At 73.0% G+C, this 15,457-nt stretch carries 14 protein-coding genes and 2 pseudogenes; 10 read left to right on the top strand and 6 right to left on the bottom strand.

The features are described from left to right. Together IG74_RS51215 and IG74_RS0127965 are read left to right on the top strand one after the other, a co-directional pair. A pseudogene (locus tag IG74_RS51215) lies at positions 1-113 on the top strand (6-phosphogluconate dehydrogenase); the annotation flags it as partial. A gap of 244 nt (positions 114-357) precedes the next feature. Then, positions 358-1,107: a nucleotidyltransferase domain-containing protein gene (locus tag IG74_RS0127965; RefSeq protein ID WP_030682982.1), complete on the top strand. Its 750-nt coding sequence runs from the start codon at positions 358-360 to the stop codon at positions 1,105-1,107. Between the two features lie 154 nt (positions 1,108-1,261). On the opposite strand, the gene IG74_RS0127960 is transcribed toward IG74_RS0127965, so the two are convergent. Both IG74_RS0127960 and IG74_RS0127955 read right to left on the bottom strand, forming a co-directional pair. Beyond that, positions 1,262-2,770 carry an FG-GAP-like repeat-containing protein gene (locus tag IG74_RS0127960; protein WP_030682981.1) on the bottom strand — a complete coding sequence of 503 codons (1,509 nt, stop codon included), beginning with the start codon at positions 2,768-2,770 and terminating at the stop codon, positions 1,262-1,264. A gap of 199 nt (positions 2,771-2,969) precedes the next feature. Beyond that, positions 2,970-3,239 (bottom strand): annotated as a pseudogene (locus IG74_RS0127955) (SDR family oxidoreductase); the annotation flags it as partial. Positions 3,240-3,362: 123 nt separating this feature from the next. Here IG74_RS0127955 and IG74_RS0127950 point away from each other — a divergent pair. The 5 genes from IG74_RS0127950 (at position 3,363) to IG74_RS0127930 (ending at position 9,929) form a co-directional block, all read left to right on the top strand. Continuing rightward, the gene (locus IG74_RS0127950) at positions 3,363-4,175 is read left to right on the top strand and encodes an ArsR/SmtB family transcription factor (RefSeq protein WP_030682978.1); all 813 of its coding nucleotides are present in this window, start codon (positions 3,363-3,365) and stop codon (positions 4,173-4,175) included. A 175-nt stretch (positions 4,176-4,350) separates the two neighbouring features. Continuing rightward, the gene (locus tag IG74_RS0127945; RefSeq protein ID WP_030682977.1) at positions 4,351-5,286 is read left to right on the top strand and encodes an oxygenase MpaB family protein; all 936 of its coding nucleotides are present in this window, start codon (positions 4,351-4,353) and stop codon (positions 5,284-5,286) included. Continuing rightward, positions 5,259-7,568, top strand: a complete 2,310-nt coding sequence (locus IG74_RS0127940) for a tetratricopeptide repeat protein (RefSeq protein ID WP_030682975.1) — start codon at positions 5,259-5,261, stop codon at positions 7,566-7,568. Before IG74_RS0127945 ends, IG74_RS0127940 begins: the two co-directional genes overlap by 28 nt. 81 nt (positions 7,569-7,649) lie before the next feature. Then, entirely contained in the window at positions 7,650-9,206 is a 1,557-nt protein-coding gene (locus IG74_RS0127935; protein ID WP_030682973.1) for a phytoene desaturase family protein, read from the top strand. A gap of 99 nt (positions 9,207-9,305) precedes the next feature. Beyond that, positions 9,306-9,929 (top strand): TetR/AcrR family transcriptional regulator, encoded by a 624-nt coding sequence (locus IG74_RS0127930; protein WP_030682971.1) that lies wholly within the window; start codon positions 9,306-9,308, stop codon positions 9,927-9,929. A 9-nt stretch (positions 9,930-9,938) separates the two neighbouring features. Here IG74_RS0127930 and IG74_RS0127925 read toward each other — a convergent pair whose 3' ends face one another. Genes IG74_RS0127925 through IG74_RS0127910 form a run of 4 tightly spaced genes read right to left on the bottom strand, consistent with a single transcriptional unit; the run spans position 9,939 to position 12,646 of the window. After that, positions 9,939-10,571 carry a cytochrome c oxidase assembly protein gene (locus IG74_RS0127925; RefSeq protein ID WP_051855524.1) on the bottom strand — a complete coding sequence of 211 codons (633 nt, stop codon included), beginning with the start codon at positions 10,569-10,571 and terminating at the stop codon, positions 9,939-9,941. Next, the gene (locus tag IG74_RS46335) at positions 10,568-10,876 is read right to left on the bottom strand and encodes a DUF2243 domain-containing protein (protein WP_051855520.1); all 309 of its coding nucleotides are present in this window, start codon (positions 10,874-10,876) and stop codon (positions 10,568-10,570) included. Before IG74_RS46335 ends, IG74_RS0127925 begins: the two co-directional genes overlap by 4 nt. Next, entirely contained in the window at positions 10,873-11,442 is a 570-nt protein-coding gene (locus IG74_RS0127915) for a hemerythrin domain-containing protein (protein ID WP_030682965.1), read from the bottom strand. Before IG74_RS0127915 ends, IG74_RS46335 begins: the two co-directional genes overlap by 4 nt. After that, positions 11,435-12,646 (bottom strand): hypothetical protein, encoded by a 1,212-nt coding sequence (locus tag IG74_RS0127910; RefSeq protein ID WP_030682963.1) that lies wholly within the window; start codon positions 12,644-12,646, stop codon positions 11,435-11,437. Before IG74_RS0127910 ends, IG74_RS0127915 begins: the two co-directional genes overlap by 8 nt. Before the next feature lie 240 nt (positions 12,647-12,886). On the opposite strand from IG74_RS0127910, the gene IG74_RS0127905 reads away from it, so the two are divergent. The 3 genes from IG74_RS0127905 to IG74_RS0127895 all read left to right on the top strand — a co-directional run bounded on the left by IG74_RS0127905 (position 12,887) and on the right by IG74_RS0127895 (position 14,480). Continuing rightward, positions 12,887-13,108: a hypothetical protein gene (locus IG74_RS0127905; protein ID WP_030682961.1), complete on the top strand. Its 222-nt coding sequence runs from the start codon at positions 12,887-12,889 to the stop codon at positions 13,106-13,108. Between the two features lie 194 nt (positions 13,109-13,302). Next, positions 13,303-13,614, top strand: coding sequence for a CU044_2847 family protein (locus tag IG74_RS0127900; RefSeq protein WP_030682960.1), 312 nt, complete (start codon positions 13,303-13,305; stop codon positions 13,612-13,614). Then, on the top strand, positions 13,611-14,480 hold the full coding sequence (locus IG74_RS0127895) for a S1 family peptidase (protein ID WP_030682959.1): 870 nt from the start codon (positions 13,611-13,613) through the stop codon (positions 14,478-14,480). The genes IG74_RS0127900 and IG74_RS0127895 overlap by 4 nt, the downstream gene beginning before the upstream one ends. Positions 14,481-15,457: the final 977 nt, after the last annotated feature.

The following is a 15,457-nucleotide window of genomic DNA, read 5'->3' as shown; positions in this document are numbered from 1 at the left end:
CCCTGTTCGCGCGGTTCTCCTCGCGCCAGGACGACTCGCCGCAGATGAAGATGATCGCGGCGCTGCGCAACCAGTTCGGCGGCCACGCCGTCGAGTCCAGGAGCGAGCACTGAGGGAGCGCAGAGCTCCAGCAGCGTGAGCACTGAGTGAGTTTCCGGGCGGGCCCTGATCCAGGGCCCGCCCGGAAACCCGCTGGCCGCACCGCGGCAGGGGCCGTACGATCACGCCCCATGAAGTGAGTGATGACCTCCGCGCGCCGGTCCCTACAAGGCCGTCCGACGCCGTCCGAGCCCACGGCTCCGGCGTCGGCGCGGCGCGCCCGCACGCCCGTCATCCCCTTCACACGATCGGAACCCCATGACCGACGACGCCTTCCTGCGCTCCGTCACCGAGCGCCTCGCCGCCCTGCCCGCCGTGCACGCCGTCACCCTCGGCGGCTCGCGCGCCCAGGGAACCCACACACCGGACAGCGACTGGGACGTGGCGGTGTACTACCGCGGCGCCTTCGACCCGGCCGATCTGCGCGCCGTCGGCTGGGACGGCGAGGTGTCCGAGCTGGGCGACTGGGGCGGAGGCGTCTTCAATGGCGGGGCCTGGCTGTCCATCGAGGGCCGCCGCGTCGACGTCCACTACCGCGACCTCGACGTCGTCGAGCACGAGCTGGCCGAGGCCCGGCAGGGACGCTTCCACTGGGAGCCGCTGATGTTCCACCTGGCGGGCGTCCCCAGCTACCTCCTCGTCGCCGAACTCGCCGTCAACCAGGTGCTGAGCGGCACCCTGCCCCGCCCCGACTATCCGCGGGCGCTGCGCGGAACGGCCCCGGCGTTCTGGCGCGGCCGGGCCGCCCTGACGCTGCGGTACGCCAAGGGCGCGTACGCCGGACGCGGGCGGGCCACCGAGGTCGCGGGGGCGCTCGCCGTGGCCGCCATGGACACGGCGCACGCGGTCCTCGCGGCGCGCGGCGAGTGGACCACGAACGAGAAGCGGCTCCTGGAACGGGCCGGACTGCACGACGTCGACGCGATCGTGACGAACCTGCGCCCGGACCCGGAGGCCTTGGCGCGAGCGGTCGCGGACGCGGAGAAGCTGTTCGCGGCCGCGGTCTGAACGACGTAGGGGCGGAAGGCCGAAGCCCCCGCCCCTACGGGAGCGCCCCGAAGGGGCGCGGGGCTGTGCTCATGTGCGGCTCCGCCGCGCGGGCGCGAGCAACCACGACGAACTCGCAGGCGGCCGACGGCCCATCGCGGCTCGAGCCAAGCGCTTAGCGCAACGCGCTGCCGAAGAGCGCCGCGACCGACGGGGCCGAGAGGTCCTTGGGGCCGAAGGCCACGGACTTCTTGGCCGTCAGGCCCGTGGACGTGCCGCGCAGCGACCACAGGGCACCCGCGCTCGCGTTCTCGTTGACCGAGGACGCGGCGAGGTCGGCGCGGCCGTCGCCGGTGACGTCGAGCAGGGCCGTGGCGGCGCCGAACGCGTCGTTCTTCTCGCCGACGCCGGGGATACCCGGCGTGTCCTGCTGGAACGCCTGCGCGCCGGTGCCGGTCACACCGGCGGCGCTGCCGCGGACCAGGACGACGGAACCGGCGTCGCTGATCCGGCCCACGTCCTCGCCGGGCACGCCGACGGCGATGTCGGCGAAGCCGTCGCGGTTGACGTCGCCGACGGCGACGGAGGCGCCGAAGCCGTCGCCGTCCTCCTCGGCGCCGGGGACGCCGGGCAGGTCCTGGTTGAACTTCTGGACCTGGCCCTCACCCAGCTTCAGGCCGTCCTTCGAGCCGTAGGCGACCATGACCCTGGACTCGTAGTCGCTGTCGCCGACCACCAGGTCCGCGTAGTGGTCGCCGTTGACGTCGCCGAGGGCCAGGGCCCCGTCGGAGCCGACGGCGTCGCCCCGCTTGAAGCCGGTGGGGGAGCCGTACAGCACCCTGTTGCCCCACGAGCCGTCGCCGTAGTAGTCGTTCATGGCGATGTCGGCGCGGCCGTCGCCGTTGATGTCGCCGACGGCCTTGGGAACGACCGGGCCCTTCACGGAGCGCGGGCCGTCGATGCAGCTCTCGGGCTTGCCGGGCTCAGGCGAGCAGTTGCGGCCGTCGTCGCCGTAGCCCCACCACTGCGACTTGTCCATGAAGTCGAGGGTCGCGGTCGGCTTGGCGGTGCGGGAGATCGGGCCCTTCCACAGGTTGGCCCGCTGGTCGACCGGGTCGTCGCCGTGGGACGTCACGGTGGCGAACAGCGCCAGGTCGGTCTTGCCGTCCCCGTCGAAGTCGCCCGCCTGCGGGGCGTGACCGTACGTGTTGATCTTCGTGCCGGTGGTGAGGCCGGACGCGGAACCCCACATGATCACCGAGCCGGCGTCCCGCCAGCCGGTGCCGATGACGAGGTCGGTGTAGCCGTCGCCGTCCAGGTCGCCCTTGGTGAAGGAGCGGCCGAACTCCTGCTTGGTGGCGGCGAGGCCGGGCACGCCGTCGGTGGAGCGGCTGATGACCTTCTTGTGGGCCGGGTCGAGGCCGTTCTTGGAGCCGTAGGCCACCGCCACGTATCCGGCCTTCTTCTTGCCGGAGACGGTGGCGCCCGGGGCGCCGACGACCAGGTCGGCGTAGCCGTCGCCGTTGAAGTCGTCGGTCGCCTTGGCGGCGGCGGCCTTCGGGGCGGCGGGCGTCGCGGCCTCGGCCGGGCTCTGGCCGAGGGACCAGATCGTCAGCCCGCCCGTCAGCAGGGACATGGCGACCAGGGGCGTGGTGAGACGGGCTCGGCGACGTGCTCGAGACATAGGGCTTCCGTATTCCTTTGATCGAGGGTCGGCGCTGAACACCCGTCGGGAGTTCACCGCCGGTTCACTCCCCTTGACCTTCCACGTCCCCCAATGGTTGCACGGCACATCGGGGGTCTCTGCGAAGTGCCGCCCGCCGGCCGCCCGTCCGGGCAGCGCGCGGGAGCCCGATGCGCTCTCGCGCGCTGTCCCGTGTCGGTCAGCGTGTGGTGTAGCCGCCGTTGAGGAACAGGGTCTGGCCGTTGGCCCACCAGCCATCGGTCAGGAGGTGGCGGATCCCGGGGACGGTGTCCTCGACCTTGGTGAGGTCACCGTTCATCGCCGAGGACTTGTGGTAGCCGATGGAGTCGTCGTCCTCCGCCGGATAGAAGAAGGACGTGTCCATGGGGTCCGGCGCGACGTTGTTGACCGAGACGTTCCGGCCGAACAGCTCCTTGGACAGGGCCCGGGTGAAGTGCTCGACCGGGGCGTGCCCGTGATCGCCTCCCGGGCGACCCTGGCGGCACGGCCCGCCTTGACATGCAGCCATATGGCTGCCTATCGTTTTAGGCAGCTAAACGGCTGCATGTTCGGGGCGGAGATGGACAACGAGATGGACGAGGTCTTCAAGGCGCTGGCCGACGGCAGCCGCAGACGGCTGCTCGACAGCCTGAACGCCCGCAACGGGCAGAGCCTGCGTGAGCTGTGCTCGGGGCTCGACATGGCCCGGCAGTCGGTGAGCAAGCACCTGGCCCTCCTGGAGGAGGCCAACCTGGTCACCACCGTCCGGCGGGGCAGGGAGAAGCTCCACTACCTGAACGCCGAGCCCATCAACGCCATCGCCGACCGCTGGATCAGCCGCTACGACCGCGCGCGGGCACACGCGCTCGCCGACCTGAAGCACGCATTGGAGAGCACCGCCATGAGCACCAGCGACAACACCGCGTTCGTGTACACCACGTACATCAAGACCACCCCCGAGAAGCTGTGGCAGGCCCTGACCGACCCGGCCTTCACCCGCCGCTACTGGGGCCTGGAGTTCGTCACCGACTGGAAGCCCGGATCGGTGATGGCCTGGGAGGGGCACGGCCTCACCGGCCCCGACCCGGAGCAGGTCGTCCTGGAGTGCGACCCCTACCGGAGGCTCTCCTACACCTGGCACACCTTCACGCCCGGCTTCGCCAAGGCGGTGGAGGTCGACGACGAGACGTTCGCGAAGATCGCCGCCGAGAAGCGCTCCAAGGTGTCGTTCGACATCGAGCCGCAGGGCGAGACCGTCAAGCTCACCGTCGTCCACGACGGCTTCGAGCCCGGCAGCACCGTCCTGGAGATGATCCACGACGGTTGGGCCGCGCTCATTTCCAGCCTCAAGACCCTTCTGGAGACAGGCGAGGAGCTCCCCGACCCCGCCAAGCAGGACGCCTGAACCCGCGCGCTGCCCACGGCGAGCAGGGGCATGACGACCCCGCGGTCCACCGTGCCCCTGCCCCCCCGTCGAGAAGCCCGCCGGACCCGCCCCGCCCGCCCGCGAGCACCCCGCGCTGTCCCCGCCGGGGACGAGCCGCCGAAGTGTGCGTAACCTGCCAGCAGGAGGTGGGGGCATGCGGGACGCGGACCCCGGGCTCTTCGGGCCCTCGTCGGTGACGTGGCAGATGCACGGTGATCCCATGATGTGGGTCGCGGGCGTACGCGCCCTGTACCTGCAGGCGCTGCATCCGCGCGCCGTGCGCGGCGTCATGCAGAACTCCGACTTCCGCAAGGACGCCTGGGGCCGTCTGATGCGCACCGCGGGCTTCGTCGGCACGACGACGTACGGCACCACCGAGGCCGCCGAGAAGGCGGGCGCCCGGGTGCGCAAGATACACACGATGCTGTCGGCGACCGACCCGGACACGGGGGAGCGGTACGGCGTCGACGAACCCGAACTGCTCCTGTGGGTGCACTGCGCCGAGATCGACTCCTACCTCCACGTCGTACGCCGCTCCGGCTTTCGGCTCGGCGCCGCGGCCGCCGACCGCTACGTCGCGGAACACCGCGAGAGCGCCCGCCTGGTGGGCCTCGACCCCGCCGCCGTACCCGCGTCGACGGCCGAACTCGCCGCGTACTTCGAGAAGACGGCCCCCGGCCTCGCCGCCGGAGCCGAGGCGCGCGTCGTCGACGACTTCCTGCAACGGCCGCCCACCGCACCGCTGCTCGTCCCGGCGCGCGCCCTGCTGTGGCGGCGCGTGGCGAACCTCGCCTACGCGTCGCTGCCCCGTTACGCCCACGCGCTGTACGGCAGGCCCGCGCCGCCGCCCGCCACGGTGACGCGCCGCCTCGTCACCACGGGCACCTTGCTGCGCTGCGTTCCCGCCCGTCTGCGCTGGCAGTTGCCGCCCAAGCACATCCTGCGCGCCATGGCCCGGCTCGGCCCGGGCAGCCGCCCGGCGTCGTACAAAGTCGACAGCCAGGACGCCATACTGGACGAGCCGGGGAGGGCGCGACGACGCGACGGGGGCGACAGCACGAGATGCCAGAGTCGGGGGACACCAGGCTGATCCAGGGCCGGTACCAGCTGCTCGACCTCATCGGCCGCGGCGGCATGGGCGAGGTGTGGCGGGCCCGCGACGAATCGCTGGGCCGCAGGGTCGCCGTCAAGTGCCTCAAGCCGCTCGGGCCCCAGCACGACGCGGCGTTCACCCGCGTCCTGCGCGAGCGCTTCCGGCGCGAGGCCCGGGTCGCTGCCGCGCTCCAGCACCGCGGCATCACCGTCGTGCACGACTTCGGCGAGTCCGACGGCGTCCTGTACCTGGTGATGGAGCTCCTGGAGGGGCGCAACCTCAGCCAGCTCCTGGAGGACAACCAGCAGCACCCGCTGCCCGTCGCCGACGTCGTGGACATCGCGGAGCAGGTCGCGTCCGCGCTCGCCTACACGCACGAACAGGGCATCGTGCACCGCGACTTGAAGCCCGCGAACATCATGCGGCTCGTCGACGGCACGGTGAAGATCTGCGACTTCGGCATCGCCCGGCTCGGCCACGACATCGGCTTCACCTCCCGGCTGACCAACACCAACATCGCCATGGGCACCCCGCACTACATGTCGCCCGAGCAGATCAGCGGATCCGAGGTCGACCAGCGCAGCGACCTGTACTCCTTCGGCTGCGTGCTGTACGAACTGGCCACCGGCGCCCCGCCGTTCGACCTGGACGACGCCTGGGCGATCCTCGTCGGCCACCGCGACACCGCGCCCGAGCCGCCGCGCCGCCGCCGCGGCGAACTCCCCGAGTTCTTCGACCGGATCGTCCTCGACCTGCTCGCCAAGCACCCCGACCAGCGGCCCGGCGACGCCCGCGAGCTGGGCCGCCGCATCGCCGCGGGCCGCGGCGCGCACCCCGCCCGCTCCACCTACGTGCCCACGGTCGTCAGCCCGTCCCTGCGCCGCACCCAGCACCCGCCTCCCGAGCGATCCGGGGAACGGCCCACGCCCGGCCGCCCCTCGCCCGCCCGCCCCGAGCCGTCGCTGCCGTCGTGGACGCGCGGCATGACCACCGGCCACAAGGCGACCGGCGCGGGCCCCCTGCGCCTGACCCCGCCCGACGCGGCCGCGGGCCTCACCGGCGAGTGGATCCCGCGCGCCACCGGACACCACACGCGCGTGCCGCGGCCCGCGACCGCCCCGTCCGCGCCCCCGCCCGACGTGCTCGCCACCCTCGTCAGCCGGCACAACGCGGGCCTGAGCCTCGGCCGCCTCGGCCGCTGGCGCGAGGCGGGCGAGGTGCACCGCGCCGTCGCCGTCGAGCGCGAGCACGTCCTCGGCGCCGACCACCCCGACACCCTCGCCAGCCGGTACGAGGTCGGCTTCACGCTCAGCCGCACCGGGCGGCCCGCCGACGCCCTGCGCGAGTACGCCCGCGTGGCCGAGGGCCGCGAGCGCGCGCTCGGCGCCGAACACGCGGACACGCTCGCCGTCCGCCAGGAGATGGCGTACGTACTGGGCCAGCTCGGACGGCACTTCGAGGCCCACCAGGTGTACACGTCGGTGCTCGCCGTACGGGAGCGCACCGCGGGCCCCGACCACCCGGACACCCTGCGCTGCCGCCACAACCTGGCGTTCAACCTCAGCCGCCTGGGCCGCCTCGAGGACTCCTACCGGCTGGCCCGCGACGTCGCCGCCGCCCGGGCCCGCGTCCTCGGCCCCACCCACCCCGACACCCTCGTCACCCGCTACGAAGTCGCCTACACCCTCGGCCAGCTGGGCCGCTGGCCGGAAGCGCTGCAGACCTACCGCGAGGTCGCGGAGGCCCGCGGCAGGGCGCTCGGCGCCGACCATCCCGACGCGCTCGCCGCGCGCTACGAAGTCGGCATCAGCCTCGGCCGCCTGGGCCGCAGCGCCGAGGCCCTCGAGCTGTACCGCGCCCTCATCGAGGACCGCACCCGCGTCAACGGCCCCGCCGACCCCGAGACCCTGCGCGCCCGCCACGGCCTCGGCGTCAACCTCGGCCGCCAGGGCCGCTGGGAGGAGGCGCTCGCCGAGGCCCGCGACGTGTGCGCCGTGCGCGAGCGCGTCCTCGGCGCCGACCACCCCGACACCCTGGTCAGCCGCCGCGAGATCGCCGTCGGTCTCGGCTGGCTCGGCCGCTGGGCGGACGCGCTGACGGCCTACCGCCACGTGGCCGCGGCCCGCGAGCGCGTCCTCGGCGCCGGCCACCCCGACACGCTCGCCAGCCGCAACGACGAGGCCCACTGCCTGGAGCAGCTGGGGCGCGGCGCGGAGGCGGTGGCGCTGTACCGCAGGGTGGCGGCACTGCGCCAGCAGCGGGCGACTGGCGGCCACTGACGGCCGTACGCGCTGTGCCCCCCCCGACGCGCACCGCGCGTGAAACGCCCACTCGAAAACCGATCCGTGCTACGAAGGGGCATGCGACCCAGCTATGACGCCGTCGTGATCGGCGGAGGCCACAACGCCCTGGTGGCGGCCGCTTACCTGGCCCGCGCGGGCCAGTCCGTGCTGCTCCTCGAACGCCTCGGCCGACCGGGCGGGGCCGCCGTGTCCACCCGCCCGTTCCCCGGGGTCGACGCCCATCTCTCCCGCTACTCGTACCTGGTGAGCCTGTTGCCCAGGAAGATCGTCCGCGATCTGGACCTGGACTTCCGGGTCCGCACCCGCCAGGTGTCGTCGTACACGCCCACCGTCCGCGACGGGCGCCCCACCGGGCTCCTGGTGGGCGGCGGCGAGTCCCGGACGCGCGCGTCCTTCGCCCGGCTCACCGGCGACGACCGGGCGTACGAGGCCTGGCGGGACTTCTACGCCCTGACCGCCCACGCGGCACGCAGGGTGTTCCCGACGCTCACGGAACCGCTGCCGGACAAGGCGGAGCTGCGGCGCCTCGTCGACGACGACACCGTCTGGCGCACCCTGTTCGAAGAGCCGATCGGTACGGCCGTCGAAGCCCGCTTCACCGACGACCTGGTGCGCGGCGTCGTCCTCACCGACGCCCTCATCGGCACCTTCGCCGACGCCCACGACCCGGACCTGCGGCAGAACCGCTGCTTCCTCTACCACGTCATCGGCGGCGGCACCGGCGACTGGAACGTCCCCGTCGGCGGCATGGGCACGCTCACCCGCGCCCTGGCCGACCGCGCCCTGGCCGCGGGCGCCGAGCTGCTCACCGGCCACGAGGTCACCCGCGTGGAGACCGACGGCAAGCGCGCCGAGGTCTCCTACCGCACCGCTGACGGCGACGGCACGGTCGCCGCCCGGCACGTGCTCGTCGGGACCTCGCCGCACGAACTCGCCGCCCTCACCGGGCAGGCGCCGCCCGCGCCCGCCGAAGGGGCCCAGCTCAAGGTCAACATGGTCCTCAAGCGGCTCCCCAAGCTCCGCGACACCTCCGTCGACCCCCGCGAGGCCTTCGGCGGGACCTTCCACATCGCGGAGGGCTACGCGGAGTTGGCGCGGGCCCACGCCGAGGCCGCGGGCGGCGCCCTGCCCTCGGCGCCGCCCTCCGAGATCTACTGCCACTCCCTGACCGACCCCACGATCCTGGCCCCCGACCTGGTCGAGCGCGGTTACCAGACCCTGACCCTCTTCGGCCTGCACACCCCGGCCCGTCTGTTCACCGAAGCCACCAACGCCACGGCCCGCGACGCGCTCTTGACGGCGACCCTCGCCCAGCTCGACGCGCACCTGGCCGAGCCGATCGCCGACTGCCTGGCCACGGACGCGGACGGCCGCCCCTGCGTCGAGGCGAAGACCCCCCTCGACCTGGAGCGCGAGCTGCGCCTGCCCGGCGGCAACATCTTCCACGGCGACCTCGCCTTCCCGTACGCGGACGACGCCGAAGGCCGCGAGGACCGCTGGGGCGTGGCCACCGCCCACCCGAACGTCCACCTGTGCGGCGCGGGCGCCCGCCGGGGCGGCGGTGTCAGCGGCATCGCGGGCCACAACGCCGCGATGGCCGTCCTGGAGCGCTGACCAGCGGGGACGGGCGCTGGTGTACGGTCGGTTCCGGCCGACGCGCGGGCCCAGAGCAGGTCTCCCGTGCGTGTGTGGAGGAAACGAGAGGTGCTCACCATGGCTGCCCGACGAGACGGCCGCCACGCGGACGCACCGACCTTCACCGAGCAGGCCCGCCGCCGCCAGCTCATCGAGTGCACGATCGACCTGATCTCCACCAAGGGCTACCCGTCGACGTCCCTGTCGGCCATCGCCGAGCAGGCGGGTCTTTCCAAGGCCGCGGTCCTCTACCACTTCGCCTCCAAGGACAACCTCACCCGGGCCACCCTCGCCCACGTCCTGGAGGAGTTCACCGCGTACGTCAGCGAGCGCGTCGCGGCGGCGCCGGAGCCGCGCGCCGCCGTGGTCGCCTACGTCCGCGCCATGGTCGGCTACCAGCGGGAGAACCGCCGTCACGTCCGCGTCATCACCGAGATGCTGCTCGACGACCACGGCGGCACCCGTCTGAAGACGCCCGGAAGCCATGACACCGCGGGCCGCTGGCAGGCCCTCGCGGAACTGCTCGCCGCGGGCCAGGAGGCCGGGCACTTCCGGCCGTTCGACCCCACCACGGTCTCCCTGGCCGTCGGCGGCGCCATCGACGGCGTGATCAGCCACTGGCTGGCCCACCCGGACCTCGACCTGAACGCGGCGGCGGACGAACTGGTGACGTTCACCCTGCGCGCGATCGACCGCCGCTGACCCGCGCGCTCACACGCCATGGCGAGCCAAGTCCCGGCGTTCGCGGGCCAGCGCCCGGCCCTCCGCGCGGTACCACTGGTGCGCGAGCACGGCTGCGAGCAGGACCTCCACCACGTCCCCGCCGTAGTACATGAGCTGCGAGGCGAGGCGCAGATCACCTGCCGCGTACGCGGAGCCGGGCGGGCCCGCCGCCCACAGGCCTCTGGCGAGCACCGCGTGGCCCGCTGCGCCGGCGAGGAGCGTCCCCGCCCGCAGGGAGAACCCGGCGCGGTGCCGGACCGGGTCCAGGCCGAGCACGGCATACGTGAACAGCGTTCCGGCGGCGAAGAGGTGGACGAGCACCCAGGTGCTGTGGTGGACGTCCGCCGGCAGCGGAGCGCGGTACAGCACCCCAAGACCGCCCACGTCGACGAGTGCCGCCACCGGTGGGAACACCAGCACGGCCGCCGTCCGCGACTGCACCACGCGCACCAGTCGGCGCCGCACGGCCGCGGAGGCGACCCGTAGTGCCAGCGTGACCGGACGCGCCAGGACGCCCAGCAGCGGTGCCGCCATGCCCGCCCCCAGATGCGCCACCGTGTGCCCGGTGAAGGCGGGGCGCAGCACGTGCCAGGGCACGGTCACGGCCAGGACGGTGGTCATCCGTCGGCACCGGTGCCCCGGCGCAGCCGTTCCGCCGGGCTCCGGGGGCGGCCGGAGCGGCGCCACAGGAGCGCACCGGCGACCAGGAAGGCCACCGCGACGACGTTCCACGTCCAGTCGTACGGCGCCGGGTCCACGCCGTAGCGGATCTGGTGGATCTCGAGGACCTTGTGCTGGAACGTGCCGTCGTACAGCTGGAACCCGCCGACGCCCAGGCACGTCCCCGACCACCAGGCGGCCCACCGCGGGCCGCCCCGGCGCCGGGCGTCGGCGAGCAGTCCGCCGGCGAGCGAGCGCCGTCTCATCCGTCCTTGCCCATGGCCTTGCGGACGGTGTCCCGGGTGCGGTCGACGAGGGCCGCGAGCGGGCCGAGCGCCATGTTCTCGGCGGCGGACTCCACGCCCGGGTGCGGGCGCGTGGGCGCCATGGCCTCCGCGGCGCGCACTCCGGCCGCCATGCCGGTGAGGCGGCCGGGCGCGGTGTGCCGGCGCACGTGGGGGAACTCGTACCGCTCCTCGGCGCGGGCGTGCCGCGTCACTTCGGTGCGCAGCGCGGCGAGGGCGGGCAGGAACTTGGGGTCATCCGGGTCCACGTCGTCGAGGCGGGAGAGCAGTTCCTTGGCCTCCTTCTCCTCGGCGAGCCGGTCCCGTACGACATCGCGTCCGCCGGCGAACGCCGTCCGCGCGTAGGGGTGCAGGACCTCCTCCTCGGCCGTCTCGTGCACCGCGAGCAGCCGGACGAGGCGGCGGAAGGCGGCCCGGCGTTCGTCGCCCGAGGCACGCTCGACCTCGTCGAAGAGGGTGCGGATGTCACCGTGCTGCCGCATGAGCAGGGTGACGACGTCGCCGTCGCTCGCGGGCGTGTCAGGCATAGCGCTTCCTCTCGCGTGACGCGGCGTCGGGGTGGTCGCCCTCGGTCTGTGAGCGGTACTCACGCCCGAACAGGTCGTCGTGCTGGGCCATGACGCGCTCGCTGGGCGGCTCCTCGCCGCCGTGGACGCGCTCCTGCATCCGCTGGAACCGCTCGTGCGCGTCCCGCACGTAGCCGGTGCCCAGCGTGGTCAGGTCGATCTGCGTGTCGAGGAGGCCGCGCACGTACTGCTTGTTGGGCTCGAAGGTGAGGACGGCGGGCAGCTCGGGCGCGAGGATCTCCTGCGGGTCGCGGCCGTCGTGGCGGCGCATCAGGTCGCAGGCGACGCGCAGGTGTTCCAGCTCCATGTTCAGGTGCAGCTCCCAGACGGACCTCACCTTGGGGTCGGTCTCCTGCTCCATGAAGGAGTGGTAGAGGTAGCACTCGTTGTACTCGTGGGTGACGAGCTGCTCCCACCACGTCTCGCCGGGGTCGACGAGTGACTCGTAGTGGGTGACGTGCTCCTCCTCGACGAGCGCGATCTCCTGGTAGAGCTGGCGGGCGATCGGTTCCATGTACTGCGGGCCGACGTTCATGTAGAAGTTCATGGTCTGCTGCTCGGCGGACATCACGGTCAGCGCGTGCAGTTTGGACAGCGGCTGCGCGGTGGAGCGGTCGTACGGCTCGCGGACGTTGTCCTCGGGGTGCCGGTGGTGGAGCTTGGTGGGGCGGCCCGGCATGACCTCGGTGAGCTGCTCGACGATCGCGTCGGCCTTGCGGTGCTCGATCATCTCGTAGAGGTTCGCGTACCGGAACAGGTGGTCGAAGTCCTCCAGGACGCCGAACTGGTAGGCCTGTCGGAGATACGGGTCCGGCTCCGACCGGGCCACCCAGGCGGTGAGGTCCACGGCGACCTGCTCGTACGCGATGGTGGTCTCCAGGACCGAGGCGAGTCCCGGCAGGAGCCAGTTGACGGCCTTCTGCTGCTGTTGCTCGACGTACCGGACCTCGGCGAGCCGTCGCCGCACCTCCGGATCCGGACAGTGCCGGGCGAACTGATGGCTGAAGAGCGCCGCTTCGACCTCGATGCCGTTCATCACGATGATCCGGCAGCGGGTGTACGGATCGCAGTGGTCGGGGTCGATCGGCTCCACGTCCAGCTCACGCCAGGAGCGCACCTGCCGCTCCAGCGGAATGCCTTGCTGTTCCAGGGGGTTCAGGGACATCGAGGTCTCCTCGGCTCGACCGTGCCGGACAGGCCGCCGCCGGGTACCCGGGGCCCCGTGGGTGAAACGACGGGCCGGTGGCCGCGCGGGAGAGTGGCGTGAGTCAGCCGTTTTCAGTCAGCGAGCCCTCCACGGCGACACGCGCCCGGTGCGCGGCCGCAGGGCCGCGGGGGACGGCTCCTGGCGAACCGCGGAGGTGGAAGTCCTGCGCCGTCCCCGCCACGGGCGCACGCTGGAGGCATGACAGCAGAGATAGTGGTGCACAGCGCGTCCCCGTCCGGCGGCCGGCGGGTGGACGTGCGCGGGGAGAGCGTCGGCGTCGCCCACAGCGTGGCGGACGTGACCGAGTTCCTGCGGCGCGCGGGCCTGGACCTCGATCCGGTGGAGGTCGCCGTGTCGCCGCTGATCGAGTGGCGCGGGGGCGGTCCGGAGGGCTGGGGGCAGGGGAGCGGGGGGAGCTGAGGGTCGGCCGGGCCGGGGCGCGCCGTCAGCCGGCGTGGTCTCCCCAGCCCAGCGGGCCCCCGCCGAATCCGGTGCCGGGCGAGCCACCCCCTTGTCGTGGAAATGCGCGACGCGCTTTGATGGGAGAGGCATCCGGGGACGGAAAGACTCAAGTGACGTGTGCCGCTGGGTACATGGTGGGGGCTTGGCGGTTCATGTCCGAGGTCAGAGTGGAAACGGCGGTCGTCGACGCCGCGGGGAACCGGCAGATCGCCAGCCGGGCCCGCGCGACCTCGCCGCTCGCCGATCGTGCCGCAGAGTTGGAAGAGGCCATCGTGCAGGCCTCCGCCATCGCCCAGGAGTCCCTGGCCCAGGTGCCGCCCCGCGACGGCTGGCAGGTCGCCAGCATGGCCGTGACCTTCGGACTCACCCTGGCAGCCGAGGCGGGGGTCATCCTCTCCAAGGCGTCCGCGGAGGCGTCGTTCGAGGTCACGCTAACCGTGGAGCGGGTGTCGGGGACGGCATGACCAGACCGGACTACTGGGTCGACCTGTATCAGACCCGGCAGCGTCTGGGGGGCGGCTTCCTGCTGACACCGCGCTACGTGCTCACCGCGCTGCACTGTCTGCGCGGCCTCACCACCGATGACCGGAGCATGCAGATCGTGCTGGCCGACGGGCGGCGGGTCGACGGGCAGGTGCGCAGACAGGACGACGGCGCGGACCTCGCCCTCATCGAGATCGACGCAAGCCACTACGTGCCCCTGACGATGATCAGGAAGGCCGGGCGCGCCACAGTGGGCGAGCGGTGGGAAGGGCCGTACCGGCCAGCCCGGGACGAGGCGCGCCTGCGAGGTGTCATCGATGCCCAGCCCGCCGACTTCGCTTGCCAGGGCGGTGCCGCCATCGAGGCCTTGCAGCTGACGGTCGACCAGGCATTGGGGGACTACTCCGGGTACTCGGGCGGCCCGGTGGAGAGCGGTGCCAAGGACGACGAACCCGTCGTCGTGGGCATCCTGCTGGAGCAGGGGCCCGACCGCGCGGACGCCCGCCGCGCGGCCAACGTCCTGTTCGCCGCGACCATCGCGGAAGCGGTGTCCCGCTTCGACCACCTGCAGCTGGCACACCTCGTCGATGTGCTCCGCCCGCCGCGTGCGCCGGAGACCACGTCGCCGTGCCAGGGGGACCGCGACCGGCCGTCGGGTGCCGCCCACGTGCCGAGCGGCGCCGCGAACTCGCTGACGGCCCGCAATGGAGCAAAGCTCCAGGAGTGGTTCCAGCGACTCCAGCAGTGGGCCGAGCAGGGTGAGATGGATCCGACACAGATCGCCGAGCTGAAGTTCATCGCCGCGCGCCGGGCCATCGAGAGCGACTTCCCGGGAGGTGTCGAGTGAGCAGTTCCTGGAGGCCGGCGATCGACCTCGCGGAGTCCGTTCTCGCCGACGGGCAGGGTGACTTGCGCGAACTCGAGCGTGCCGTGATGGCAGTGCGCGGCGATCCCCGAGCGCTCCACGCCCCCGCGGCGGGCCGGGACCTGGCCTATCTGACCGCCCTGCTCGACGCTCTGGGGCTCGGGTCGCTCGTCTCCGCACTCATGGAGCACGTCGCCGCCGTCGTCCTGAGGGACCCGCGGCTGCGGCACCTGGAAAGCGCCGTCCGGAACCAACTCGCCCGTGCTCTCGCCGACCGTGGGCAGCTGTCAGCGGCGTCCGCGCTCCTCGCCCTTGACTACGACCCGGATTCGCGCGGCACCTCGGGCGTCGCGGTGGCGCGTACAGTCGCGAACCTGGCGTCCGTCAAGCTGCGCAAGGGGGAGGCCGAGGAGGCGATGGCCGCGGCGCGGCACGCCCTGGCCCTGGTGACGGCTGACACGAGCACCGAGCCGCGGGAGGACATCAGATTGCTCGCCCTCACCGTGCTCGTCGAGGGGACCTGGGCGCACGACGCCGGGACCGAGGCGCCCGAGCTCCTGGACGAGCTGGAGAACGCCGTGCGGCAGGTGGTGCTCCTGCACGGTGAGGACCACCCGAGATCGCTGTCGGCCGTGGTGACGCTGGCATCGGCGGAGTTCGAGTCCGCCAGGCGCGCTGCTGACCAGGGGCGGATGGGACGAGCGGTGGACGTCCTCGCGGTCGTCGCGCAGAAGACCTCCGCGACCCTCGGCGTCCGGCATCCCCAAGCGGTCTCGGCGCAGCGCACGCTCACCGACTCCGAACTCGGGCTTGCCAGGTCGCTGGGGTTCGCGCAACGCGTCCACGACGCCGAAGCCCTGATCCGTGACGCCGCGCCCGGCGCTCGCCCGCTGTCGCGGGCCCCGGTCTCCGTGCGCGCTCCCGCGCCCCCGCGAACCCCGGCGTCCGCCCGCCACCCC

This window comes from Streptomyces sp. NRRL B-1347 (assembly GCF_000720325.1).
Classification (GTDB): Bacteria; Actinomycetota; Actinomycetes; order Streptomycetales; family Streptomycetaceae; genus Streptomyces.
Note: the sequence above shows the minus strand (reverse complement) of the source record. Positions and strands in the feature narration are given on the sequence as shown.

Coding starts and splice junctions, on each gene's coding strand:
- IG74_RS0127960 (WP_030682981.1), bottom strand. CDS start 2,770: ATGTCTCGAGCACGTCGCCGAGCCCGTCTCACCACGCCCCTGGTCGCC.
- IG74_RS0127965 (WP_030682982.1), top strand. CDS start 358: ATGACCGACGACGCCTTCCTGCGCTCCGTCACCGAGCGCCTCGCCGCC.
- IG74_RS46335 (WP_051855520.1), bottom strand. CDS start 10,876: ATGAGACGGCGCTCGCTCGCCGGCGGACTGCTCGCCGACGCCCGGCGC.
- IG74_RS0127895 (WP_030682959.1), top strand. CDS start 13,611: ATGACCAGACCGGACTACTGGGTCGACCTGTATCAGACCCGGCAGCGT.
- IG74_RS0127915 (WP_030682965.1), bottom strand. CDS start 11,442: ATGCCTGACACGCCCGCGAGCGACGGCGACGTCGTCACCCTGCTCATG.
- IG74_RS0127945 (WP_030682977.1), top strand. CDS start 4,351: ATGCGGGACGCGGACCCCGGGCTCTTCGGGCCCTCGTCGGTGACGTGG.
- IG74_RS0127930 (WP_030682971.1), top strand. CDS start 9,306: ATGGCTGCCCGACGAGACGGCCGCCACGCGGACGCACCGACCTTCACC.
- IG74_RS0127925 (WP_051855524.1), bottom strand. CDS start 10,571: ATGACCACCGTCCTGGCCGTGACCGTGCCCTGGCACGTGCTGCGCCCC.
- IG74_RS0127905 (WP_030682961.1), top strand. CDS start 12,887: ATGACAGCAGAGATAGTGGTGCACAGCGCGTCCCCGTCCGGCGGCCGG.
- IG74_RS0127935 (WP_030682973.1), top strand. CDS start 7,650: ATGCGACCCAGCTATGACGCCGTCGTGATCGGCGGAGGCCACAACGCC.
- IG74_RS0127900 (WP_030682960.1), top strand. CDS start 13,303: ATGTCCGAGGTCAGAGTGGAAACGGCGGTCGTCGACGCCGCGGGGAAC.
- IG74_RS0127950 (WP_030682978.1), top strand. CDS start 3,363: ATGGACGAGGTCTTCAAGGCGCTGGCCGACGGCAGCCGCAGACGGCTG.
- IG74_RS0127910 (WP_030682963.1), bottom strand. CDS start 12,646: ATGTCCCTGAACCCCCTGGAACAGCAAGGCATTCCGCTGGAGCGGCAG.
- IG74_RS0127940 (WP_030682975.1), top strand. CDS start 5,259: ATGCCAGAGTCGGGGGACACCAGGCTGATCCAGGGCCGGTACCAGCTG.